The 25,708-nt window shown below is 65.3% G+C and carries 10 protein-coding genes and 1 pseudogene; 9 read left to right on the forward strand and 2 right to left on the reverse strand.

Features of this window, described 5'->3' with window-relative positions; genetic code table 11:
- The first annotated feature begins 19 nt into the window (after positions 1 to 19).
- The 7 genes and pseudogenes from RY1_RS17030 to RY1_RS17065 all read left to right on the forward strand — a co-directional run bounded on the left by RY1_RS17030 (position 20) and on the right by RY1_RS17065 (position 21,854).
- Positions 20 to 559, forward strand: coding sequence for a TIGR04338 family metallohydrolase (locus tag RY1_RS17030; RefSeq protein ID WP_072805080.1), 540 nt, complete (start codon positions 20 to 22; stop codon positions 557 to 559).
- A 16-nt stretch (positions 560 to 575) separates the two neighbouring features.
- Positions 576 to 1,340: an LLM class F420-dependent oxidoreductase gene (locus tag RY1_RS17035; RefSeq protein WP_072805082.1), complete on the forward strand. Its 765-nt coding sequence runs from the start codon at positions 576 to 578 to the stop codon at positions 1,338 to 1,340.
- A gap of 154 nt (positions 1,341 to 1,494) precedes the next feature.
- Positions 1,495 to 3,198: pseudogene (locus tag RY1_RS30665) on the forward strand (ABC transporter substrate-binding protein/permease).
- A 3-nt stretch (positions 3,199 to 3,201) separates the two neighbouring features.
- Positions 3,202 to 3,930, forward strand: coding sequence for an amino acid ABC transporter ATP-binding protein (locus RY1_RS17050; RefSeq protein WP_072805086.1), 729 nt, complete (start codon positions 3,202 to 3,204; stop codon positions 3,928 to 3,930).
- A gap of 88 nt (positions 3,931 to 4,018) precedes the next feature.
- Positions 4,019 to 6,061, forward strand: a complete 2,043-nt coding sequence (locus RY1_RS17055) for a PhoX family protein (protein WP_072805087.1) — start codon at positions 4,019 to 4,021, stop codon at positions 6,059 to 6,061.
- Positions 6,062 to 6,357: 296 nt separating this feature from the next.
- Positions 6,358 to 20,865, forward strand: a complete 14,508-nt coding sequence (locus RY1_RS17060; RefSeq protein WP_072805089.1) for a non-ribosomal peptide synthetase — start codon at positions 6,358 to 6,360, stop codon at positions 20,863 to 20,865.
- The gene (locus RY1_RS17065; protein ID WP_371829484.1) at positions 20,862 to 21,854 is read left to right on the forward strand and encodes an alpha/beta hydrolase; all 993 of its coding nucleotides are present in this window, start codon (positions 20,862 to 20,864) and stop codon (positions 21,852 to 21,854) included. Before RY1_RS17060 ends, RY1_RS17065 begins: the two co-directional genes overlap by 4 nt.
- 4 nt (positions 21,855 to 21,858) lie before the next feature.
- On the opposite strand, the gene RY1_RS17070 is transcribed toward RY1_RS17065, so the two are convergent.
- Both RY1_RS17070 and ggh read right to left on the reverse strand, forming a co-directional pair.
- On the reverse strand, positions 21,859 to 22,566 hold the full coding sequence (locus tag RY1_RS17070; RefSeq protein ID WP_072805091.1) for a glycoside hydrolase family 25 protein: 708 nt from the start codon (positions 22,564 to 22,566) through the stop codon (positions 21,859 to 21,861).
- 82 nt (positions 22,567 to 22,648) lie between these two features.
- Positions 22,649 to 23,986 (reverse strand): glucosylglycerate hydrolase, encoded by a 1,338-nt coding sequence (ggh, locus tag RY1_RS17075; protein ID WP_072805112.1) that lies wholly within the window; start codon positions 23,984 to 23,986, stop codon positions 22,649 to 22,651.
- A 118-nt stretch (positions 23,987 to 24,104) separates the two neighbouring features.
- Between ggh and RY1_RS17080 the strand changes: the two genes are divergently transcribed.
- Positions 24,105 to 24,629, forward strand: coding sequence for a DinB family protein (locus tag RY1_RS17080; protein WP_072805114.1), 525 nt, complete (start codon positions 24,105 to 24,107; stop codon positions 24,627 to 24,629).
- Positions 24,630 to 24,902: 273 nt separating this feature from the next.
- Positions 24,903 to 25,574: an SDR family oxidoreductase gene (locus RY1_RS17085; protein WP_072805116.1), complete on the forward strand. Its 672-nt coding sequence runs from the start codon at positions 24,903 to 24,905 to the stop codon at positions 25,572 to 25,574.
- Positions 25,575 to 25,708: the final 134 nt, after the last annotated feature.

Here is a 25,708-nt window from a genome sequence, read left to right on the forward strand (position 1 = left end):
CGGGCGACAATCCCAGCGAATGCGATCACGCACTACGCTCGCGGCGGTGAAGAACAGGGATTCACAGCGATCGAAGGTGTACGAGGCCGAATCGTTGGTCCGCACCATCTTCGACCGCGCCGACGAACGGGATCTGCGCACCGTGGACATTCTCGGATCCACGGTGACTCTGCCGATCGAACGGAAATTCGCCTCGCTCGACTCGGTGCAGAGGTACGTCGACGCGGTGTCCCGGCTCGAATGGATCCGGGAGACGTGGCCGCAGGCCGACACCGTCGTACACGTCCGCGAGCGTTCGGGAACCGGTGCGTCGCACTACGAGCGGGACACACAGACCATCGCTGTGCCGTTGCACCGACGGAACGAGGCGTGGGCCCTGCGTGAACTCGTCGTACTGCACGAGCTGGCCCACCACTACGAGCCCCCCGACTCCGAAGTGCCCTCGCACGGAGGCGAGTTCGTCGACCGTTTCGTCCGTTTGGTCACCGAGATCGTCGGCCACGAAGCTGGATTTCTGCTCCGCGCGACGATGCTCGAGTCCGGCGTCGCCATCGGATGATGCGCATACTGGACGCATGACCTTGAAAATCGGTGTTCAACTTCAGCCCCAGCACGCCCCCGACTACCAGCTCATCCGCGACGCGGTCCTGCGCTCGGAAGATGCAGGCGTCGACATCGTCTTCAACTGGGACCATTTCTATCCTCTCTACGGTGACCTCGACGGCGCGCACTTCGAGTGCTGGACGATGCTGGGCGCCTGGGCCGAGCAGACGTCCAACGTGGAGATCGGTGCCCTCGTCACCGGTGGCGGTTACCGCAACCCGGATCTACTCGCCGACATGGCTCGCACCGTCGACCACATCAGCGGCGGGCGGTTGATCCTCGGAATCGGCGGCGGCTGGAACGAGAAGGACTACGACAACTTCGGTTACGAGTTCGGCACCGCCGGATCACGCCTGAAACTGTTGAACGAGAACCTCGCTCGTATCAAGCATCGCCTCGAGGTCGGCAACCCGGCGCCGACGCGTGCGATCCCGATTCTGATCGGCGGTGGCGGCGAGAAGAAGACACTCAAGATGGTCGCCGAATACGCGCACATCTGGCACAGCTTCGCCGACCTCGACGAACTGAAACGCAAGTCCGGCATCCTGGCCGAGCACGGCGAAACCGTCGGACGCGACGTCTCGGGCATCACGCGTTCGGTGTCGTGGCCCGGTGCGGACAAGGCCCAGGATTTCGTCGACGCCGGAGCAACCCTGTTCACCGTCGGGACCGGCGGCCCCGATTACGACCTGACGGAACTGAAGGCCGCGATCGCCTGGCGTAACTCTCGGAGCTGACGTGCACGGGCGTGCCGGAGGAGGTTCGATTTCGAGAAACAGGGAATGCGGTGCCGTGAGAGTTGGTTAACACATCCGCAATCTGATTCCCTGACTTCGGTGCGCCCGCGATAGCCTCAGGGGTCTTTCGATCCACATACCGAGGAGATCCGCTGTGACCAGTCGACGTATACGGGGCCGTGCGATCGCAGCTATCGCTGCATCGCTCGCACTCACGCTCGGGGCGGTCGCCTGCTCGAGCGACAACAGCTCCGGCGGCACAGGCGAGAACGCCCTTGCCGGCGCTGACCAGGCGTCCACCGACAAGTACACGACGGCCGACGTCACCCCGCTCGACCAGATCGACACCGCGAACATCGGCCTGATCAAGCCGGGGACGCTGTACGTCGGCACGCTGTCCGACGCACCGCCGAACATCTTCATCGACGCAGCAGGCAACTTCACGGGCTTCGACAACGAGCTGCTCAAGGCCATCGCAGCCAAGTTGGATCTGACGGTCGAGTTCTCGGCCACCGAGTTCTCGAGCTTGCTCGCCGCGGTGAACAACAAGGTCTACGACGCAGGCTCCTCGTCGATCTCGACGACCGACGCACGTCGCCAGACGGTGGGCTTCACCAACGGTTACGACTTCGGTGAAATGGCTCTCGTCGCGAAGAACGACTACGCCATCAAGACGATCACCGAGCTCGACGACCAGCAGCGCATCGGCGTCGTCCAGGGCACCGTCCAGGACGACTACGTCACCAACACCCTCGGCATCGAGCCGGTCCGTTTCCCGGACTACAACACGGCGTACGCCAATGTGAAGTCCGGCCAGATCGACGCATGGGTTGCCCCGTCCCAGCAGGCTTCGGGCCAGGTCAAGGCCGAGGACGGCGTCGCCATCCTCGAGAAGACGATCAACACGACCAACTTCACGGCGTTCGCTGTGAACAAGGACAACCAGCCGTTGATCGACGCGCTGAACTCCGGCCTGGACGCCGTGGTCGCCGACGGCACCTGGAACACCCTGGAGAAGGAGTGGTACCCGGACCGCGAGGTGCCCTCCGATTGGAAGCCGGGCAGCAAGGCCTCCACCCCTCCCGCCTCGTAACCGATGAGCACACTGTCGAATCTGTACGACACGTTCTTCGATTGGGAACTCATCTGGGAGACCGTTCCCAAGCTGATCACCGTCGGATTGCCGAACACCCTGATTCTGGCTGCATCGTCCGGGGTGATCGGTACGGTGATCGGTCTCGGGCTGGCGGTGGCGGGCATGTCCCGCTCCCGCTGGCTCCGGTGGCCCGCGCGGGTGTACACGGACATCTTCCGTGGACTCCCGGCCGCAGTGGTCATTCTGCTCATCGGGCTCGGCTTCGGCCCGACGCTGACCCAGCTGACCGGTAGCCGCAGCCCGTTCCCACTCGGGATCGCGGCGCTGTCGCTGATGGCCGCCGCGTACTTCGGTGAGATCTTCCGCTCCGGCATACAGAGCGTGGACTCCGGCCAGCTGGAGGCCTCCCGTGCGCTCGGGTTCAGCTATCGCCGGTCGATGACTCTGGTCGTCGTTCCCCAGGGAATTCGACGCGTCCTGCCGGCGATCGTCAATCAGTTCATCTCGCTGATCAAGGACAGTTCGCTGATCTACTTCCTCGGCCTGCTCGCGTCGCAACGCGAGTTGTTCCGAGTCGGTCAGGACACCGCAGCGCAGACCGGCAACCTGTCGCCGCTTCTCGCCGCGGGCGTCTTCTATCTCATTCTGACGGTCCCGCTGACGCACCTGGTCAACTACATCGACAAGCGCTTGCGTTCCGGTAAGGCCGACACCTCGGGAACGCTCGATCCGGTCGAGGTATCACTAGTGGTGGAGAGGTAGAGAATGAGCTCAGTGTCCTTGACAGGGACCGATATTCATCTCGCGTTCGGCACCAACAAGGTGCTGCGCGGGGTCAACGTCCACGTCGACGCAGGCAAGACCACGACGGTCATCGGGCCGTCGGGCTCCGGTAAGTCCACGCTTCTGCGTGCGCTCAACCGGCTGCACGAACCCGATCAGGGCGACATCCTCCTCGGCGGCAAGTCCGTGTTGAAGGACAACCCCGACGAGCTTCGGCAGCGAATCGGAATGGTGTTCCAGCACTTCAACCTGTTCCCGCACAAGACCGTTGCCGACAACATCACTCTCGGGCTGCGCAAGCTCAGGGGCTTGTCCAAGGACGAGGCGCGGGCGGCGGCACTCGAACAGCTCGAACTCGTCGGGCTCGGCAACAAGGCCGACTCTCGCCCGGGCAACCTCTCCGGCGGACAGCAGCAGCGCGTCGCCATCGCCCGAGCGTTGGCGATGAAACCCGAGGTGATGTTCTTCGACGAGGCCACCTCCGCTCTCGACCCCGAACTGGTCAAGGGCGTACTCGCACTGATGGCCGATCTCGCGTCGGGTGGAATGACGATGGTCGTCGTCACGCACGAAATGGGTTTTGCGCGTTCGGTATCGAACAAGGTGCTCTTCATGGATCATGGCAGTGCCGTCGAAACCGGAACGCCGGAGCAGCTTTTCGACGATCCTCACACCGATCGACTGAAGCAGTTTCTGTCCCAGGTGCTCTGAGGAGTCGAGCTGTTAGGGCAGCCTCGTTCTCCGTGACTTCACCGAGGCGTTCCTTTACCTTCGCATTGGGCTGACACCGTGCCCGTTCATGAAGCTTCTCCCGATCCTTTCCGTCCACGATGGCAGCTCTGCGCGCTCGGCTCTGACGTGTAAGTACAAGTGCGGTGACGCATGCTTCCACGAGGTCCCCAACACCTCGAAGGGCCAGTACTTCGGCGATATCGTCAAGACTGCGATGACCAGGCGCGGAGTACTACGCGGCGGCGCGATGGCCGTCGTCGCAGTCGGTGCTGGCAGTGTTCTCGCCGCATGCAGCACCGACGAGCCTGCAGCGACCGGTTCGAGCGGCGGCACGACGACCCCACCGGTCGACGGCGTCGACTTCACCGCCGTCGCACCGAACACCGAGGACGCCGTCGTGGTGCCCGAAGGGTACGAGCAGGCCGTCATCATTCGGTGGGGCGATCCGGTCCTCGAGGGCGCACCCGCCTTCGACTTCGACAATCAGACCGCCGCTGCTCAAGCAATGCAGTTCGGGTTCAACAACGACTTCGCCGGGCTGCTCCCCATCGAGGGCACGCCGAACGCATATCTGTTGGTGGTCAACCACGAGTACACGACCGAGCCGTTCCTGTTCAAGGGGTACGACGAGGAGAACCCGACGCGCGAGCAGTTCGACATCGCCCTTGCAGCGCACGGACTCTCGGTGCTCCAGGTGAACGGTGACAACGGAAGCGGGGCACTGACACCCGCCTTCAGCCGGTACAACCGTCGCATAACCGGAACGACGGAGTTCGTCATCACCGGCCCCGCGGCGGGCAGCGACTTCCTCAAGACGTCGGTCGACCCCACCGGAACGAAGGCCTTCGGCACGTTCAACAACTGCTCCGGCGGCCTGACTCCGTGGGGCACGGTGCTCTCCGGCGAGGAGAACATCAACCAGTACTTCGGCAATGCCGAGTCCGTCACCGATCCCGTCGCGGCGAAACGGCTTGCCCGCTACGGCATCGAAGGCGCAGCGAGCGACCGCAAGTGGGAACGCTTCGACAAGCGCTTCGATCTCGCGCAGGAACCCAACGAGGTCAACCGATTCGGCTACGTCGTCGAGGTCGATCCGTGGGACCCGAACTCGACGCCGATCAAACACACTGCACTCGGACGCTTCAAGCACGAGGCCGCGACGATCTACGTCACCGACGACGGCACGGTCGTCGCGTACAGCGGTGACGACGAGCGCTTCGACTACATGTACAAGTTCGTCTCCAGCCGAAAGATGATGTCCGGCAGCGGCCAGTCCGCGATGCGGCACAACGTGACGCTGCTCGACGCCGGCACCCTGTACGTCGCCGTCCTCACCGGCGACGCCCCCGACTCGATCGACGGAAGTGGCGCACTGCCGCCGTCGGGCAAGTTCGCGGGCAAGGGTCAGTGGATCCCGCTGCTGCGGACCGGTGAGGACGGTCGCGGCGAATCACTCGTCGACGGTATGTCCGCCGAGGAGGTCGCCGTGTTCACGCGTCAGGCAGGGGACACGGTCGGTGCCACCAAGATGGACCGCCCCGAGGACTTCGAGCCCAACCCCGTCACCGGCAAGGTGTACGTCGCACTGACCAACAACACCAACCGTGGAACCGACGGCAAAGCCGCGGCGGACGAGGCCAACCCACGCAACAAGAACAAGAACGGGCAGATCCTCGAAATCGAGGACGACCACGCGGGCACGACGTTCGTGTGGAATCTGCTGATCGTCGCCGGGGACCCGAACGAGGCAGACACCTATTTCGGCGGATTCGACAAGAGCCAGGTCAGTCCCATCTCCTGCCCGGACAACCTCGCATTCGATTCCAAGGGAAATCTGTGGATATCGACCGACGGCAACGCTCTCGAATCGAACGACGGATTGTTCGCGGTGGTTCTCGACGGTGAGCGACGCGGTGAGACGCGCCAGTTCCTGACCGTCCCGGCCGGCGGCGAGACGTGCGGCCCGATCGTCCAGGACGAACGCGTCGTCGTCGCAGTTCAGCACCCCGGTGAGTTCGACGAGGCGTCGGCCGACAACCCGATGTCGCACTGGCCGGATGGAGGCGACTCGCAGCCGCGCCCGTCCATGGTCGCGGTCTGGAAGTCCTGATACCTGTCACAGCCGTCGGCGCGCAGTAGCTGGAAGTTTCCGGCTCTGCGCGCCGACGTCGTTGTTAGAGTTCATTCAATCGAATGATGGAATCTGTGACTTCTCGGCGGGTGTTCGCACTATGTGCCGTGCCGGTTGACCGCTGATAACGATTGTGTAAACCTCGTTACAGACATACTGGTCACTGGGATTCACGTCAGGAATGCAGACGGCGTTACGGGGCAGCGCGCGCTTTGCCGAATTCCAGTATCTTTCGCAGCCGGTGCCATTGCTCCCGAAACCAGGGAGAACCAGAAGTGGAATCGGTCGAATCCCACGTACTCCGTGAAGACGACGTCGACCGGACACCCGCCGCGAGCTCCGAGCCGTTTCCGCTCACCGCGGCGCAGCGCGGATTGTGGTTCGCCCAGCACTTGATGCCGGACACCCCGATCACCATCGCGAACTACATCGACATCCACGGTGACATCGACGCCGACCTGATGCGGTACTCGGCACGCCGCGCAGCGCGCGAGCTCGGCGCCGGTTCACTACGGCTGATCGAGGTGGACGGCGAGCCCCTTCAGGCCGTCGATGCCCCAGGGGCCGAAACCACGGTGGAGATCGACTTCACGGGCGAGCAGGACCCCGTGCAGGCCGCACTCGCCTGGATGCAGTCCGCCTACTCCGAGCCCGTCGACCTCGTCGAGGGTCCCCTTCTGCAGGCTGCGACGTTGCGCGTGGGGGAGCACCGCACGTTCTGGTACTCGCACGTCCACCACATCGCGCTCGACGGGTACGGAGCGGTGCAGCTGATGAACCGGGCTGCGGAGATCTACACGGCCGTCGCCGCCGGGACCGATCCTGCACCGTCCAGAGCCGGTCTGCTCGAGGACGTCTACCGCGCCGAGGAGGAGTACCGCTCGTCGCCGCGGTTCGCCAAGGACGCCGCGTACTGGCAGAGCAAGACTCGCGAGCTTCCCGTGCCCACCAGCCTGACCGGGATCGCAGCCCCACCTGCCGCGCGCTCACGCATCTGCGGTGAACCGCTGCCGCACACCCTGGAGAATGCACTCCAACGGGCCGTCGACAGGCTCGGCTCGGCGTTCGCACCGCTGACCGTGGCTGCTGTGGCCGCGTTCCTGTCCAGGATGACGGCGTCGGACGACATCGTTCTCAGTCTCCCCGTTGCGGGTAGGACCACGGCCGTTCTTCGGCGCTCCGGCGGCATGATCTCGAACGTCCTGCCGATCCGTGCGCACATCGGGACCGACACCACGGTGTCCGATCTGGTGGAGAGCGTGCAGGTGGAGCTGACCGGCGCTCTCCGGCACCAGCGGTACCGGGCCGAGGACATCCGCCGGGACCTGTCCACGTCGCAGGAACATCGCGGGTTCTTCGGTCCGGCCATCAACATCATGGCGTACGACAAGGAGGTCCGGTTCGGCACGCTCACAGGGCATTTCAACGTCCTCTCCACCGGTCCGGTCGAGGATCTGTCGGTCGACATCTATCCGGCGACCGCAGGTGGACGCTCACGCATCGTGTTCGAGGCGAACCCGAACATATACAGCCAGGACGTCTTCGAGGATCTGTACCGACGATTCGTGTACCTGCTGGCACAGTTTCTCGCCGCCGAACCCGAGGACCTCGTCCGACGTCTCGACGCCCTCGATCCCGCAGAGAACCGCGCACTCGTGCCTGCGCGAGGGCCGTCAGCCGTGGAACCCGTGCTGCTCACCGACATCCTCGATCGCGGCGTCCGGGTCCATCCCGACGGCACCGCGTTGGTCGACGGTCGCCGCAGCCTCACCTATCGGCAATTGAACGATCGCCGAAACTCCGTGGCACGTGCGTTGATCTCTCGTGGCGCCGGCCCCGAAACCGGTGTTGCGGTGGCATTTCCTCGCAGCATCGAGTCCGTCGTCGCCTTCTGGGCCGTCGCAGCGTCCGGCGCGGCAGTGGTACCGATCGATCCGACGTATCCGAGCGAACGCATCGCCCACATGCTGGAGGACTCGGGCGTTCTCGTCGGCCTGACCACGGGCGAGGTCGCCGAACGCCTACCGGATCGTGTGCACTGGCTTGCAGTGGACGACCCGAGTTTCGAGACCGAGATCGGCGAACGCTCGTCCGCGCCGATCGTCGCGGACGAACGCAGGACGACACTGCTTCCTGCACACCCGGCGTACATGATCTACACCTCCGGTTCGACGGGTACGCCCAAAGGTGTCGTCGTCACGCACGCAGCCCTGGGCACATTCACCGCGCAAGGACGCCCCGAACTCGCATTGACCACCGAATCACGCGTTCTGCGCTTCTCGTCCTCCAGCTTCGACGCGTCGATCTTCGAGATGCTGGCGGCATTCAGCGCCGGGGCGTCGATGGTCGTTGCACCCGCCGAGGTATACGGCGGCACCGAACTGACCGACCTGCTCAGCGAGCAGAACGTCACCCACATCATCACGGCACCTGCACTCCTGTCGACGGTGGACGTGCAGAACGTGCGATCGCTGCGCTCGGTCGTCGTCGGTGGTGACGCGTGCCCGCCCGATCTCGTCGATCGTCTACGCGGTCACGCCGACCTGCGAAACACCTACGGCCCCACCGAGACGACGATCGTCATCACCGAGACCGGTGTACAGACCGACCCGCGCGCGATCACCATCGGGCGACCACTGCAGGGCGCCTCGGCGCTGGTGCTCGATCGATGGCTGCGGCCCGTCCCGGTCGGAACCGCGGGCGAGTTGTATCTCGGCGGACCAGGGCTCGCTCGGGGATACCACCGCCGCACCGGTCTGACCGCACTGCGCTTCGTCGCCGACCCGCAGGGCTCGGGGGAACGGCTGTACCGCACCGGGGACATCGTTCGATGGACCGGACCCGATCCTGATCGGGCTCGGCTCGAGTTCATCGGGCGCAGCGACTTCCAGATCCAACTGCACGGCGTACGTATCGAACTCGGTGAAGTCGACGCCGTCCTCTCCTGGCATCAGTCGGCCGATTTCGTGGTCTCCACCATCGCCACACATCGCGGCGCCTCCACACTCGTGTCCTACGTCAAGATCAAACCCGACCATCGGTTCGACCCCGAATCGTTGCTGGATCTGGCGTCGGATTTCCTTCCCGCACAGATGGTCCCGACGCACATCGTCGAGCTGACCTCGGTGCCGCTCACCCCGTCGGGCAAAGTCGATCGCTCCGCGCTGCCCGACCCCGTCGACACTGCCACCGACACACCCTTCCGCCGCGCGACCGACCCGGTACAACAGATCATCGCCGACGCGATGGGCGAGGTTCTGGGCACCGACACCGTCGGCATCGACGACTCGTTCTTCGCCCTCGGCGGGGACAGCATCGTGGCCATCCAACTCGTCTCGCAGGCAAAGGCGTCGGGCATCGTGTTCACGCCGCGGGACGTGTTCGAGCAGCGGACCGTGGCCGGTCTCGCACGGGTCGCGCGTGCCGCTGCCCAACGAGTTCGACTCGAGGAGCTCCCGGGTGGAGGCGTCGGCGCGATGCCCGTGCTGCCGATCGTCCGAAACCTGCTGGCGCGAACTCCCGATCCCGCCGCACTCGACACCTTCTACCAGTCCCTCGTTCTGTTCTCGCCCCCCGATCTGCAGCACGACGATCTGGTGCGGACCGTCGCGGCGATTCTCGATCATCACGACGCCCTCAGGTCTCGGCTCGTGGACCGCGAGTTGGTCGTCGCACCGCCGGGTACCGTCGATGCCGAAGCACTCGTGTCTCATGAAACAGTAGATGACCCAAGCGATATCGGCGAGGTCGTCCGCCGCGCAGGAGAGCGGCTTCGCCCCCGCGACGGTGTCATGCTCGCGGTCGTACACGTCACCGGCGGCGTCGATCGGATCGTCGTGGTCGCCCATCATCTGGTCATCGACGGTGTCTCCTGGCGCATCCTCGTACCCGATCTCGCGACCGCGTGGTCGCAGCGCGCCGCCGCGGTGACACTGCCTGCCGTCGAGACCTCGATGCGCAGGTGGGCGCATTCGGTCGACGAGCTCGACCCGGTCGACAGCGTGCCCGCATGGCGAGCCGTACTCGACGGCCCCGTCGGCCGGATCGGTACACGTTCTCTCGATCCGAGTGTGGACACCGGGGCGAGCACCCGGTACACGACGATGTCGATCTCACCGGAGACCACCGACGCACTTCTCGGGTCCGTCACCGGAACCTATCGCATGGGCGCCGAGGATGCGCTGCTCACCACGTTGATCGTCGCCCTGTCGCGGTGGCGACCGTCGTCGTCCTACCTCGTGCAACTGGAAGGTCATGGGCGCGAGGAACCGTCGATCCCCGGTGCGGATCTGACACGGACCGTCGGATGGTTCACCACGACGTACCCGGTTCGGCTCTCCGCCCCGAGCGGTGATCTGGACTCGTTGGCGAAGACCGTCAAGGAGCAGGCTCGACGCATCCCCGGCCGCGGCGCGGGCTACGGATTGCTCGCAGCAACCGGTGCGTTCGACGATCTCCCTCGGCCGAACATCGGCTTCAACTATCTGGGCCGGATCACCACCGCTGTTCCCGACGCCGCACGAGAGTTCGGCTGGATACCCGACCTGACGGTGTCGACGGCGGACGACAGTGGCCGCGACCTCGCCACCGAGTTCGTTCTGCAGATCGATGTGGCAGTGGCGGACGGCGCCATCTCCGCCCGTATCGGTTGCCCCACAGGCGTGGTCGACGATGCCGATGCTCTGGCCGCGCTGTGGCAGCGGGCGATCGACGCGGTGGTCGAGCGTGCACGGCAGCCAGGAGCGGGTGGTCTCACACCGAGCGACGTACCGCTGGTGACCGTCGATCAGGCCCGTCTGGAGCTCTGGGAATCTCGATTCGGGCGGATCGACGACGTCTGGCCTCTCGCACCGTTGCAGCGGGGCCTGCTGTTCCACGCCGATCTGACGCGCGGCGGAATCGATCCGTACACCGCACAGATCGTGTTCGATCTCGGCGGCGACGTCGACGGCGCACGTCTACGCCGCGCGGCCGGGCTGCTGATCGAGCGGCACGACTCGCTGCGCGTGTCGTTCGCCTCCGATGCGCAGGGCCTCCCCGTGCAGATCGTTCAGCGCGACACCGAGATTCCGTGGCGTGAGGAACGCACCGAGGACCTCGAGTCGATCATCGACGACGAGCGCGCACGGCCGTTCGAGATGTCGACCGGGCCGTTGCTGCGCTTCGCTCTGGTGCACGCCCCCGAGCGCACACTGCTGGTCGTCACCAACCACCACATTCTGTTCGACGGGTGGTCCATGCCGATCTTCATCAAGGACCTGCTGGTCCTCTACGCCGCCGACGGCCCGATTCCCGTGCCGGCGCCCAGCTATCGCGACTACCTGGCCTGGCTGACGCGTCTCGATGCGGCGACGGCGGTATCGCGGTGGCAGAGCGCGTTGGCAGGAATCTCCGAGTCGACGCTGCTGACGGATCAGCAGATCGGCTCGAACTCGCTTCCCAAGGACGTCTCGGTCCGACTCGACGGTGCCGCGGTCACCGAGTTGGCGCACTCGCTGTCGGTCACGGTCAACACGGTCGTGCAGGTCGCATGGTCGATCGTGTTGTCCAGTGCCCTCGGGCGTCTCGACGTCGTCTTCGGTGCCACCGTCTCCGGGCGACCCGGCGACGTGCCCGGTGCCACCGAGACACTCGGACTGTTCATCAACACCCTTCCGGTGCGCGTTCGCACCGACGTCCACGACACGGTGGAGACACTGACCCGACGGGTCCAGCACGAACAAGCCGCACTGCTCGACGTACACCATGTCGGGCTCGCCGAGATCCAGGCCGCGGCCGGTCCGAGTGCCCTCTTCGACACCCTTGCGGTGTTCGAGTCGTATCCGATCGATCACAGTGCACTAACCGAGACGACGGACATCGCTGGTATGCGTGTGCTCGGAATCGACGTCGCCGATTCCACGCACTACCCGTTGACCCTCGTCACGGTCCTCGAACCCACCCCGGCCATGACGCTGCGCTATTCACCGGACGCCTTCACCGAAGCCCAGGTCTCGACGTTCGCCGAACGCCTGCAGCGAGTCATGGAGGCGATGGCCTCGGGGCCCTCCGCCCGTGTCATCGACATCGACGTACTCGGGCCGCACGAGCGTGCGGCCACGACAGGGACGTACACCGAACACGACGTCCCACCGCTCACCCTCGTCGAACTACTGGAGTCGGCGTCGATTCGCCACGGCGACAACACATGCGTCGTCTTCGACGGCCGCTCGCTCGGTTACGCCAACTTCGCCGCACGTGTGCACTGCCTTGCGCGCTTCCTCGTGTCCCGCGGCGTCGGCCCCGAGTCGGTCGTCGCGATCTCGTTGCCACGATCGATCGATCAGCTCGTCGCGATACACGCCGTGATCCATGCCGGGGCTGCCTACATGCCGCTCGACCCGGGGCTTCCTGCCGCTCGCCTCGCGCACATGATCGACACCGCCGCACCCGCCGTCGTCCTCGGCTCGTGCATGGACAGTGCCGTACCGGTCATCGACCCACGCGCACTCGACCTCTCGGCGTTTCGCACCACCGCACTGTCGAACCGCGAGCGTCGCGGCGTCGTCCGGGGCGAGAACACCGCCTACGTCATCTTCACCTCGGGTTCGACGGGACGGCCGAAAGGTGTTGCAGTATCGCATCGGTCGATCGTCAACAGGCTGCTGTGGATGCAGGACCGGTACCCACTCGACCCGAGTGACGTGGTACTGCACAAGACTCCGACCACATTCGACGTATCGGTATGGGAACTCTTCTGGCCACACCTGGCAGGTGCACGTACCGTGATCGCCGAACCCGAGGGACACCGAGACCCGAGGTACCTCTCGGGTCTGATTCGCGACGAGGCCATCACCACCACCCACTTCGTACCGTCGATGCTGGATCTCTTTCTTGCACACGGCGATCCCGCGCACTGCACGTCGCTGCGGCAGATCTTCGCCAGCGGTGAGGCCCTTCCTCGATCGACCGTCGCTCGAACCCACGCCGCACTCGACACCGAGTTGCACAACCTGTACGGCCCGACCGAGGCCGCCGTCGACGTCACGTACCACCGAACCGACGGCCGCACGGCGGGTGCGGTTCCGATCGGCGCTCCGGTCTGGAACACCCGTGTCCGTGTCCTCGATTCGGCACTGCGGACCGTACCGATCGGTGCCACCGGCGAGCTCTACCTGTCCGGGGTTCAGCTCGCACGAGGCTACGTCACCCGATCGGCTCTGACCTCGGACCGATTCGTCGCCGATCTCTTCGGCGACGGCGGCAGAATGTACCGGACCGGTGATCTCGTCCGCTGGAACCTCTCCGGTGAGCTGGAATATCTGGGCCGTAACGATTTTCAGGTCAAACTTCGCGGCCAGCGCCTCGAACTCGGCGAGATCGAGGCCTCGATCCTGCGTACACCGGGAGTCACCTCGGCCGTCGTGACGATGCACGGCGACGGGCCGAGCGGCAGGCTCATCGCATACGTCTGCGGCACCGCCGACACCGATCGGATACGCACCCGCATCGAGACCGAACTCCCGCCGTACATGGTTCCCACACAGTTCGTCGAACTTGCGCACATGCCGCTCGGGCGGAACGGAAAGCTGGACAGGGCCGCGCTACCCCGACCGACGTCGACCATCGCGCCGTCCGAACCGCCTGCAGGCGACTCCGAGGTCGCCGTGGCACTGATCTTCGCGGAGGTACTGGGCAGCAGCGATGTCGGAGCAACGACCAGCTGGTTCGAGCTGGGCGGGAACTCGCTGACCGCGACCCAGGTGATTGCGCGCGTCAACTCCGAACTCGGTGCGCAGTTGAGTGTGCGCGAGCTTTTCGACAATCCGACGGTGCGCGGCCTCGCGGCCCGGATCGGAGCCGGATCGTCCGCGGTTCCGTTGACCGCGGCGGACCGGCCGTCGCGTATCCCACTGGCTCCCGAGCAGCATCGGATGTGGTTGCTCAATCGGTTCGATCCGGCGTCGGGTGCGTACAACATCGCAGGCGCCGTCCGGCTCACCGGCGACATCGACGCCCATGCTCTCACCCACGCATTCACCGATGTCGTCGCCCGACACGAGCCGTTGCGTACCGTCTACCCCGACGGGTCCGACGGGCCCCACCAGGTCGTCCTCGACTCCATCGAACTCGACGTTCCGATACTCGACACCACCGAGAGCCTGCTCCCCGGCGCGCTCGTCACCACGGCCGCACACGGATTCGACGTCACCGCCCACCCCCCGGTACGGGCACGGGTGTTCCGGATCTCACCCGTCGACCACGTTCTGCTCGTCGTGACACACCATATCGCCGCGGATGGCTGGTCGATGCGTCCGCTGGCACGAGATGTCATGCTTGCGTACACCTCTCGCACTCAGGGCATCGCCCCGGCCTGGTCTCCGTTGGCAGTTCAGTACGCCGACTACACCCTGTGGAAGATGGCCGTCCTGGGCTCGGAGACCGACCCGGAATCGGTGCTGTCTCGCCAACTCGCCTTCTGGACAGACGAACTCGACGGCGTCCCTCATCGCCTTGCTCTTCCGACGGACCGTCGGCATCCCGAGGTCTTCTCGTATCGAGGTGCCGCGGTGCCCTTCACAGTCCCCGAGCACACCCGTCGCGCCGTCGCGGACCTTGCCGCCGCCACGGGTACGACCCAGTTCATGGTTCTGCACGCGAGCCTCGTCGTGCTGCTCGCCCGTCTGTCCGGGGAGCGGGACATCACCGTCGGAACACCGGTCGCGGGACGCGGTGAACGTGCTGTGGACGATCTCGTCGGCATGTTCGTCGGAACACTGACCTTGCGCACGCACTTCGATCCGTCGTCGTCGTTCGCCGCACTGCTCACCGCTGTCCGCGACCGGGATCTGGCCGCGTACGCCAACGCGGACGTACCTTTCGATCGGGTCGTGGACGCAGTGGCCCCGCCTCGCTCGACCGCCCATCATCCGCTCTTCCAGGTGATGCTGTCCCTCGAGGATCCGGTGCCGACGCTCGAGCTCCCCGGCCTGACCGTGAGCCCGCTCGATCCGGTGGCCTCGGTATCGAAGTTCGATCTTCAGCTCGGGATCGACTCCGCCGATCTCGGCGGAACCTTCACCTACGCAACGGATCTGTTCGACCGCAGCACCGTCGAGTCGTTCGCCGAGCAGTTCGTGTCGATTCTGACGGCCGTCACCTCGGACCCGGCCGTCGTCGTCGGCGACATCGTCTCGCGCGACGGATCGGCGCTGCGCGGCAGGCCTGCACTGCGCGGACGAACCCTGCCTGCCATCATGTCCGCCGCAGTGCTGGCTTCCGGTGGCGGCCATGCGGTCACGACACCGACCGCGACATACACCTATCCCGAGCTCGACGACGCCTCCACCCGGATCGCACGGCACTTGATCGCACGAGGGGCCGGGCCGGGCGACGTGGTCGCGATCGCCCTACCCCGCGGCCTCGTCTCGGTCACGATGCTGTGGGCGGTGGCCAAGACCGGTGCCACATTCGTCCCGATCGATCCCCGCTATCCGGCGGACCGAATCCGGCACATGCTCACCGACTCCGGTGTCACACTCGGCATCTCGGACTCGGTGCACATCGGCGACGTGGAGTGGCTCGATCCGACAGAGCTCGCCGCGGCACCGGGTCCGGCAGCCGCCATCTCCGACCACGACCGAACACGTGCCCTGCATCCAGGTGACACCGCGTACGTCATCTACACCTCCGGCTCGACCGGGATCCCCAAAGGGGTCGCCGTCACCCACACCGGGCTCGCCAATCTCACGGCCGAGTTGGTCGAGCGCCTGCATCTGGACAGCTCCAGTCGCACACTCCATTTCGCCTCCGCCAGCTTCGACGCGTCGATACTCGAACTTCTGATGGCCATCGGCGCCGGATCGTCGATGACGGTGGTGGACCAGGACATCTACGGCGGCACCGAGCTGGCGTCCGCCATGGCCGAGGTGACCCACGCATTCCTGACACCTGCCGCGGCTGCGACCATCGACCCGGGCGACCTGCCTCGATTGTCGACTCTCGTCGTCGGCGGCGAGGCCTGCGGGCCCGAGCTCGTGCGGATCTGGGCGGATCGAGTGTCGCTCTACAACGCATACGGACCGACCGAAAGCACAATCGTCACCACGATCGACGGCCCCCTCGACGCGGCCGCACCCATCCGCATCGGTACCCCGGTCCGTGGCATCGACGCGTACGTACTCGACGCGCGACTCCACCTCGTACCGCCAGGGGTCGTCGGCGAACTCTATGTCGCAGGCGAGGCGCTCGCGCGGGGTTATCACGGCCGCGCGTCTCTGACGGCGTCGAGCTTTGTCGCCGACCCGTTCTCGGCATCCTCGCGCCTGTACCGCACGGGGGACCGAGTTCGGATGGTCGGATCCACACTCGAGTACCACGGCAGAGCCGATGCACAGGTCAAGGTCCGCGGATTCCGCATCGAACTCGGTGAGGTCGACGCGGTCCTTTCCCGGCACCCCGGCGTCGAACATGCGGTGTCCGCGGTACATGCCGACAGTGTCGTCGGATACGTCGTCCCTGCGGAGGGTCATGCACTCGATATCGAGGCACTGACCGACCACGCTCGCCGTAGCCTCCCGTCGCACATGGTTCCTCGCTCCATCACCGTGATCGCACGCATCCCTCTCGCTCCGTCCGGCAAGGTCGATCGGTCGGCTCTGCCCGATCCCGTTGTCGCCGTCGCCGAGTTCCTCGCACCGCGGACCGACGGTGAGACCCTGGTGGCGGAGGTCTTCGCGTCCGTGTTCGGGAGAGATCAGGTCGGCGTACGCGAGAACTTCTTCGACCTCGGCGGAAACTCCCTCGTCGCGACCCGGGTGATCGGACAGATCAACGGACGCGCCAGGACGGCGCTGCCGGTGCGGGCCCTCTTCGATGCTCCCGTCGTCGCGCAACTGGCCGTGGTCGTCGACGCTGCCTCGCGCGGTGCGAGCCTGCCGCCGTTGGTCGCGGGGCCGCGGCCGGATCGAATCCCGCTGTCCGCAGCGCAGACTCGGATGTGGTTGCTCAATCGGTCGGCTCCGGAATCGGCCGCGTACAACATCGCATTCGCGGTGCGTCTGAACGGAACTCTCGATACCGCTGCGTTGTCTGCCGCGGTGGACGACATTCTGGATCGGCACGAGTCACTTCGGACGGTCTATCCGCTCGCCGACGAACCGCACCAGGTGATTCTCGGCCCTGCCGACGTCGAGCTCGATCTTCGGCCGTACGACGTCGACGAGCGATCGGTTCTGTCGGAGGTCGCGGCGGTCCTCGGCCGCGGATTCGACGTCACCGCAGGGGTTCCCGTCCGCGGGCGCCTGTTGCGTACCGCCCAGGACTGCCATGTCCTCGTCCTCGCAGTGCATCACATTGCCGCAGACGGGGTGTCGATGGGACCGCTGTCGCGAGACCTCGTCGCCGCATACGCCGCACGGGCACACGGCGGACGTCCCTCGTGGGAGCCGCTGGCTGTCCAGTACGCCGATTTCGCCCTGTGGCAGCACTCGGTGCTCGGATCCGAGGACGATCAGGACTCGGTCGTATCGAGACAACTCGACTACTGGCGGCGCACCCTCGACGGTCTGCCGGAACTGCTGGAACTACCCACCGACCGACCACGGCCTGCGCGCGCCTCCGGCCGGGGATCGGTGGTCGAGTTCGACCTGCAGCCTCACGAGCTGGCTGCGCTTCGATCGGTAGCGGGCCGCCACAGCATCTCGGTGTTCATGCTCGTGCACGCGGCATACGCGATTCTGTTGGCAAAACTGTCGGCGACGACCGACATCGCCGTCGGGACAACGGTGTCCGGGCGGGCGGCAGGTGCGCTCGCCGACATCGTGGGAATGTTCGTCGGAACCCTCGTTCTGCGTAGCGAGATTCGGGCCACCGACACCGTCGCGGACCTGTTGCAGCAGGTCCGCGCCACCAATCTCGGCGCCCTCGAGCACGGGGACATCCCGTTCGAGAAGGTCGTCGACGCAGTGCGGCCCACTCGGTCGACATCGCACTCGCCTCTGTTTCAGGCGCTGCTCGCCTACGAACACGAACGGCCCTCCGGCATCGAACTACCAGGCCTCACCGTCGCGGAGTTCCCGTACGAATCCGGGGTCACGCGGTTCGATCTCGCCCTCACGCTCACCGAGATGACCGAGGGTCTGCACGGGGCACTGCGATACAGCACCGACCTGTTCGACAATGACACCGTCGCCGGCTTCGCGCAGATGTTCCAGGCGATCCTCGCTGCCGTGGTGGCGGATTCGTCTCGGCAGATCGGGGACATAGACATACTCGATCCATCGGATCTGGCGTCCCTGACGCCGGTGCACGGACCCGCAGCCGTATCACCGAGAACGCTCGCCGAATCGATCGATGACGCCGTCGCATCCAACCCGGACGGAATTGCGATGCGATGGAACGGAATCGATCACACCTATCGGGAGGCCGACCGGGCGTCGAACCGTCTTGCCCGAGTCCTTCTGGGATACGGCATCGGTCCTGAAACGGTGGTCGCACTCGGACTTCCGAGGTCGGCGCAGTCCGTTCTGGCGGTCTGGGCGGTCACCAAGACCGGTGCCGCGTACGTGCCCGTCGACCCGAACTACCCACCGGATCGGATCGCGCACATGGTGTCCGATTCACGGGCCGTCATGGGTATCGCGCTCGGATCGCATCGCTCGTCGCTTCCCGGCGGAATCACCTGGCTGGAGCTGGACAGCGACGACGTGCTGGCCGAATGGGACAGTGCGCCGGAGCATCCCGTGCAGGATCACGAGCTCAGCGCTCCCGTGACCCTCGACACGACGGCGTACATGATCTACACCTCCGGTTCGACCGGAGTACCGAAGGGTGTCGTCGTGACCCATCGCGGCATCGCGAACCTGGCGGCCACGCGGCGCGAGTTGCACGAGATCACCCCGAGCTCACGGTTCATGCACAACACGTCCCCGAGTTTCGACATGGCGGTCGGTGAAATGGTCTCCGCGTTGTCGGCTGCGGCGACACTGGTGATCAGCCCACCCGAGTTACTCGGCGGCGACGAACTGGCAGAGTTCATCCGATCCGAGGGCGTCACCCACTCGCTGATGACACCGTCGGCCCTGTCTACTCTCGATCCGACCGAGCTCGACACGCTTCGCGTCGTATGCGTGGGCGGGGAGGCGTGCAGCCCCGAACTCGTTGCACGATGGGCACCCGGACGGGTGATGCTCAACGGGTACGGTCCGACCGAGGCGACGGACATCTCGACGCTCGGCAGACTCACCGCGGGCGATCCGGTCGACATCGGTTCTCCGGTAGCAGGATTCGAGGCGCTCGTCCTCGACGGACGGCTACGCCCCGTTCCGGTGGGAGTTCCCGGCGAGCTGTACGTCGCCGGGCCCGCACTCGCCCGCGGTTACCACGAGCGATTCGGCACCACCAGTGCACGTTTCGTGGCGAACCCATTCGGCTCGGGACGGATGTACCGCACAGGCGACGTCGTTCGATGGACACCGGACGGCAGGCTCCACTACCGCGGCAGAAGCGACGCACAGGTGAAGATCCGCGGATTCCGGATCGAACTGGGTGAGATCGACGCTGCACTTGCGACGCACGCCGGCGTGGACTTCGCCGTCACCGTCGGCAGGCCCGGTCCGTCCGGGGACGATATTCTCGTCTCCTACGTACTCGGCACCACCGCGGACGACCTGCGGGCCTACCTACGAAAGATGCTGCCGAACTACATGGTTCCCTCTGCCGTCGTGACAGTCGAGACCATCCCGCGGACGCCGACCGGAAAGCTGGATGTCGGCGCTCTTCCCGTACCGGAATTCACCGGCGGCTTCCGCGCACCCACCAGCGACACCGAAGAAGTAGTCACTGCAATTTTCTCGGAGGTACTCGGAATGGAAACGGTCGGAACAGACGACGACTTCTTCGAACTGGGAGGAAACTCGCTCGCCGCGATGCGGGCAGTGACCCTGCTACGGAACTCGACCGGCGTCGATCTTCCGCTTCAGACGTTCCTCGCCGATCCAGTGCCGTTATCCATTGCTGCACTGGTGGACACTGGTGGCGGCGCAGAGTCGTCCTTCGACATCGTGTTCCCCATCCGCACCGAGGGAAGCGGTGCGCCGCTCTTCTGCATCCACCCGATCGTCGGATTGTCCTGGTGCTACACCGGACTCGACCAGTACACCGACGGACCGATCTACGGCATCCAGACCCCTGGGCCGACGGATCTGCCCTCCTCGCTCGACGATCTCGCCCAGCGCTACATCGAGGAAATAGAGCGCGTCGCACCGGACGGGCCCTACCATCTACTCGGGTGGTCACTCGGTGGCACGATCGCACACGCGATGGCCGTGCGACTTCGAGCCGCAGGCAAACCCGTCGGATCGCTGATCCTGCTCGACAGCCACGCCGTGCAACAGATCGACGTCTGGGACACCGAAGTTCCTGCAACGGATCTGCTCGACGCGGTGGGTGTGACGTTGCCTGGGACGGAGGGTCAGCTCGTCGGGCTGGACTCTCTGCCTGCGCTGGCAGCGGGATCCGGCATCCTCGACGGCTCTGCCGCGGAGCGCCTGTTGGCGTCGGCGCGCCACAACCACGAGATGGCCATCCGACACCGACCGGGGGTGTTCGACGGCGACGTCTTGTTCGTCAGCGCGGGCGCGGAGGACGAGGCCGGGCTTCCGACGTGGTATCCCTATGTGCGCGGCGAGATCTGGAACGTATCGATCGCACACACGCACTGGCAAATGACGTCGGCACCTGCGTTGAAGGCGTACGGTCCCTCTGTTGCACGCCATCTCACGCGGACGGCGGTCGCACGGTGAACTGTCTGGGGCGAGCGGCAATCGCAGCGCTCGCGACACTGTTCCTGATACCTGTATCGGTGGCGATCGCCGAACCTTCTCCCGCGGAGACGGGTTCGCTCGACCACATCGAGAAGATCGACGACCGGCGGTGGGACGTATTCGTCCACTCGCCGTCGATGGATCGGATCATTCAACTCGAGGTCCTCAGACCCGCCGACACCTCCGTCCCGCAGCCCACTCTGTACATGCTCAACGGCGCCGGTGGCGGAGAGGACGGCGCCAACTGGCTACGACAGACCGACATCGCCTCGTTCTTCGGTGACAAGAACGTCAACGTCGTGATCCCTGTCGGCGGCTATCTGTCGTACTACACCGACTGGGAACGCGACGACCCGGCGCTCGGCCGCAACATGTGGCAGACCTTCCTCACTCAGGAACTACCTCCCGTTCTCGATGCGGCGTTGAATGCCAACGGCGTCAATGCAATCGGCGGGCTGTCGATGTCCGCTGGATCGGTACTCGATCTCGCGATTCAAGCACCAGGGCTGTATCGCGGGGTGGCGTCGTACAGCGGTTGCGCGCAGACATCCGATCCGATGGCACGCAACTTCGTCCGATTGCTCGTCGAAGCGCGCGGTCAGGGAAGTACCGACAACATGTGGGGACCCGACGGCGATCCGCGGTGGGTCGAACACGACCCGTATGTCAATGCCGAGAAGCTCCGCGGTCTGGAACTGTTCGTCTCCAACGCAACCGGGCTGCCGGGACCCTACGAGATGCCAGGCGTCGTCCGGCCTGCGGGCTCGCCTCCGCTCGCGGATCAGGTCGTCGTCGGCGGGATCATCGAAGCCATCACCAACGAATGCTCCATGCGACTGCAGCAGCGGCTCGACGAGCTGCAGATTCCGGCCGACTTCGATCTCGGACTCCCCGGAACCCATTCGTGGATGTACTGGCAGGATGCGTTGCGCGCGTCGTGGCCGACGTTGGAACGGGCCCTGCGCTGACGCCCTACCAGCGAGCGAGTTGCCTGATGTCCCCACCGGATCCGCTGTAGCTGTTGATGTCGGTGGGGGCATCGATTCCCGGGATACGACCGTTGTCGGTGAACTGCCAGAACATCCAGTTCGACCAGCCGCCCGGCAGCGGGCCTGGGGCGTTGCCGCCGTTGTAGTCCGCAATCCACAGCGGGTAGTTGTTGAACTCGTGTGTGTCCGCCATCGCGGTACGCCAGAAGTTGGGGTAGGTGTAGATGATCGGTTGCCGACCGGTCAACGCCTGCACGGTGTTCAGGTATCGGTGCGTCCAGTCGATGAGCTGCGCGGGCGCCAGCCCACGCGAGTTCTCCAGATCGAGGACAGGCGGCATGTCACCAGCGCCGTTGATGCCGAGCACCACCGTCGAGTAGAACGCAGCCTGAGCTTCCGGCGAAAGGCTCACGTCCGCATAGTGATACGCGCCGCGAGCCACTCCGGCGACCCGCATGACAAGACAGTCCTGAACGAAGAACGGGTTGACGTAGTTCAAGCCCTCGGTTGCCTTGACCATCGCGAACTCGTGCTCGGACGCGCGGACCGCGAACCAGTCGATCTTCGTGCCGTCGATGTGCTGCCACGACGACACATCAGGGCCCTGCGGATTGGCCGACGCGACCGCGGGAAGCCCGCAGACGAGAGTACCGGCGAGCAGAAGCGGTGCGAGCGCGCGTTTGATGGCCATCGAGCTGATGCTAGGGAGTCCGGGACGATCGCTCAATGGTGAGTGATCACAGAATCCCGCGTCACCCCAGCCAGTCGACGCGTCAGCCCAGCCAGTCGAGAACTGCTGCCGCCGTCCAGGATTGCTGCATACTTCCGAGCGGCTCGCCGGTGAAAGGCTCGTAGTACTCGGCGAAGCTACCGTCGCTGGCCTGCCGCAGACCTTCTTCGCGCAGGTTCAGCGACCGTTCGGCCCAACCGCGGCGCGAGAACGCCCAGGAGAACAACCAGGTGATGACGGGCCACACCGGTCCGCGCCAGTACTCACGCGGGCGGAAGTCACGTGAGACAGGCGATGTGGACGGTGGAACTGCGTAACGCAGGTCCGGATGCCCGCAGAATCGCGTGCCCTCGAACGTTCTGATGAGATTGCGTTCCTGCTCACGTGGAAGTCCGCCACACAGAAGGGGTGCGAACATCGCGATGGTTTCGGTACTGATCCACCGTCCCGCGCGGATGTCGTAGTCGCGAGCGGCGCCGGACCGCTGATCCGTCGTCGCGATGACACCCTTGCGGAACTTCTCGGCCCACCCTCGGAGTTCTCGGACGTCGGAATTGGGCTTCGAATGCTCCTCGCCTATCGTCGCGAGCACATCGCAGGCCATCGCGAAGATGGCGCTCACGAACACGTCCTCGACCGCGAAGCTCATCTTCTCCGCGAGCGCTGTGTCGTCGTATCCCGCTTGCTTCATCTCCTCGACGAGCCAGATGTAGCGGTCGTACTCGTTGTTGCTCGGGCGTTGCGAGGCGTCGGTGATGACGGCGTCGTCCTTGCGCACGTACGGCGGCATCGCACCGGCGACGACGTTGCGATACGACGAGTCCCATCGCGGTGAGTTGTCCATGCCCGATTCCCAGCCGTGGAACAAGGTGATGCGTCCGCTGCCCTCGATGTCGCGTGCCTCGGCCAGCCAGCGGTGCCAACGGACCAGATTTTCCCAGCGACGGTCCAGGAACTCCTCGGCGACGGCCCTCGTGGTCCGGCCATGCCTGCGTGAGTGATCGAGAATGCGCTGGACGGCGATGGCGTGGACGGGCGGTTGGGTGATGCCCGACGTCTGCGGGCCGAGCGGGGCATGCACCGCGAGTTCGCTCGTCTCCCACCGCGCAGGACCAGGGAAATAGCCGTCGACACCGTTGGCGAAGACGATGTGCGGAATCATGCCGTTCTTCCACTGCGCGGACAGCAGCGTATCGAGCTCGACGACGGCGCGTTCGACGCTCAGCGGAGCCAACCCGACGGAGACGAATGCCGCATCCCAACTCCACATGTGCGGATAGAGCCGAGGCGCGGCGCTCGTCATCGTGCCCAGGTCGTTACCGCGGAGGAGGTAGGCAGCCCGCGCGGCCAACTGTGTCGAGGTGAATCCACGGTCGCCCATGGTTCCAGTTTGCGACCGATCACTGTTTTCTGCCCATCGAGACACCGAATTGATCGAGGACCATAACTGTCCGCAATCATGCTTAGTGTTGTCCTCACCAGCAACGAAAGGCAATTAGATGACTCTCACGGGTGAGAAGGCCGACATCGCGCGAATGCTCGCCGATCAGCGTAAGAACTTCCTCTACACGGTCAAGGGCATCACCGACGAGCAGGCCAGGGAGCGGACGACCGTCAGCGAACTCACCCTCGGTGGACTGCTGAATCACGTCGTCAGCAACGAACGAAGCTGGATGAAGATCATTGCGGACATGGACGAGCACTCCGAGTTCGACATGTCCCGCATGGGCACTGAGTACGTCCTGGGTCCCGATCAGACCGTCGCTGGACTTCTCGCCGAGTTCGAGCAGGTCGCGGCCGACACCGAGACCGCCCTGGCTTCGCTGAATCTCGACGAGCAGATTCCGCTCCCGACCGCCCCCTGGGCTCCCGAGCGGACCTGGCAGTCGGCCCGCTTCACCCTGCTGCACATCCTCCGCGAGATCGCCCAGCACGCCGGGCACGCAGACATCATCCGCGAATCCCTCGACGGGGGAAGTACAACCATGTCCATGGCAGCCGAGGCGGGAATGACGTTCGACTGACGCCCGCCCACCACCCCTGCCCCTTTTTCGCAAACGCACATGCATTTGTGCAGATCGGGCGGTCCCACCCACCACCCCACGCAAACGCACACGCATTCGTGCAGATCGGGCGGTCCCGCCCACCACCCCACGCAAACGCACACGCATTCGTGCAGATCGCCAGGTCCCACCCACCACCCCACGCAAACGCACACGCATTCGTGCGGTGGGTGGGGCTGCAGGTGACCGGGTGGGCCTACCGGTCCCGCCCATGCGCCGATCTAGGCTGCAGCCATGACTTCGACAGCTTTGGTGACGGGTGCGAGCAGAGGTCTCGGGGCCGAAATTGCACGAACATTGGCGTCGGACCACCAGGTGTATCTCGGGGGTCGATCGGCGGACTCGCTCACTGCGGTGGCGTCGGAACTACCCGGTTCGACGCCATGGCCGGTGGATCTTCTCGACCACGACGCCGTTCGTTCCGCCGTCGAGAAGATCGAGTCGCTGGACGTACTGGTGCACAACGCAGGCGTCGCGCAGCTCGGCACGATCGAGGAGTCTTCGATCTCGGACTGGCGCGCTCAATACGAGAGCAATGTGCTGGCCGTCGTCGCCCTGACGCAGGCATTGTTACCTGCACTTCGACGGGCAGGCGGTCACGTTGTGCTCGTGAACTCCGGCGCCGGTTTGCGCGTCAACCCGGGGTGGGGCGCGTATGCGGCGTCGAAGTTCGCGTTGCGTGCATTCGGCGACGCCCTTCGTCAGGAGGAGCCATCGCTGCGCGTGACGTCGGTCCACCCGGGGCGGATCGACACCGACATGCAGCGAGCGATCGTCGCCCATGAGGGCAACGAGTACGACGGCTCGAAGTTCCTGCAGGCCTCGACCGTTGCGCGGGCGATTCGAAACGCCATCGACACTCCCGCCGACGCGCATCCGACGGAGATCGTCCTTCGCGTCCGCTGATCGCCGCATCCCCGTCCCTCCCGTCCCTCCGCAAATGCATGTGCGTTTGCGGGAAACGGCGGACAACACCCCACCACCCACACGAACGCACGTGCGTTTGCGGGAAACGGCGGACAACACCCCACCACCCACAC

This window comes from Rhodococcus yunnanensis NBRC 103083, assembly GCF_001895005.1.
Taxonomy (GTDB): Bacteria; Actinomycetota; Actinomycetes; order Mycobacteriales; family Mycobacteriaceae; genus Rhodococcoides; species Rhodococcoides yunnanense.

What these genes read in the sequence shown, in the direction of transcription:
- RY1_RS17030 (WP_072805080.1), top strand. Translation starts at nt 20, where the DNA reads ATGCGATCACGCACTACGCTCGCGGCGGTGAAGAACAGGGATTCACAG.
- RY1_RS17035 (WP_072805082.1), top strand. Translation starts at nt 576, where the DNA reads ATGACCTTGAAAATCGGTGTTCAACTTCAGCCCCAGCACGCCCCCGAC.
- RY1_RS17050 (WP_072805086.1), top strand. Translation starts at nt 3,202, where the DNA reads ATGAGCTCAGTGTCCTTGACAGGGACCGATATTCATCTCGCGTTCGGC.
- RY1_RS17055 (WP_072805087.1), top strand. Translation starts at nt 4,019, where the DNA reads ATGAAGCTTCTCCCGATCCTTTCCGTCCACGATGGCAGCTCTGCGCGC.
- RY1_RS17070 (WP_072805091.1), bottom strand. Translation starts at nt 22,566, where the DNA reads ATGGCCATCAAACGCGCGCTCGCACCGCTTCTGCTCGCCGGTACTCTC.
- ggh (WP_072805112.1), bottom strand. Translation starts at nt 23,986, where the DNA reads ATGGGCGACCGTGGATTCACCTCGACACAGTTGGCCGCGCGGGCTGCC.
- RY1_RS17080 (WP_072805114.1), top strand. Translation starts at nt 24,105, where the DNA reads ATGACTCTCACGGGTGAGAAGGCCGACATCGCGCGAATGCTCGCCGAT.
- RY1_RS17085 (WP_072805116.1), top strand. Translation starts at nt 24,903, where the DNA reads ATGACTTCGACAGCTTTGGTGACGGGTGCGAGCAGAGGTCTCGGGGCC.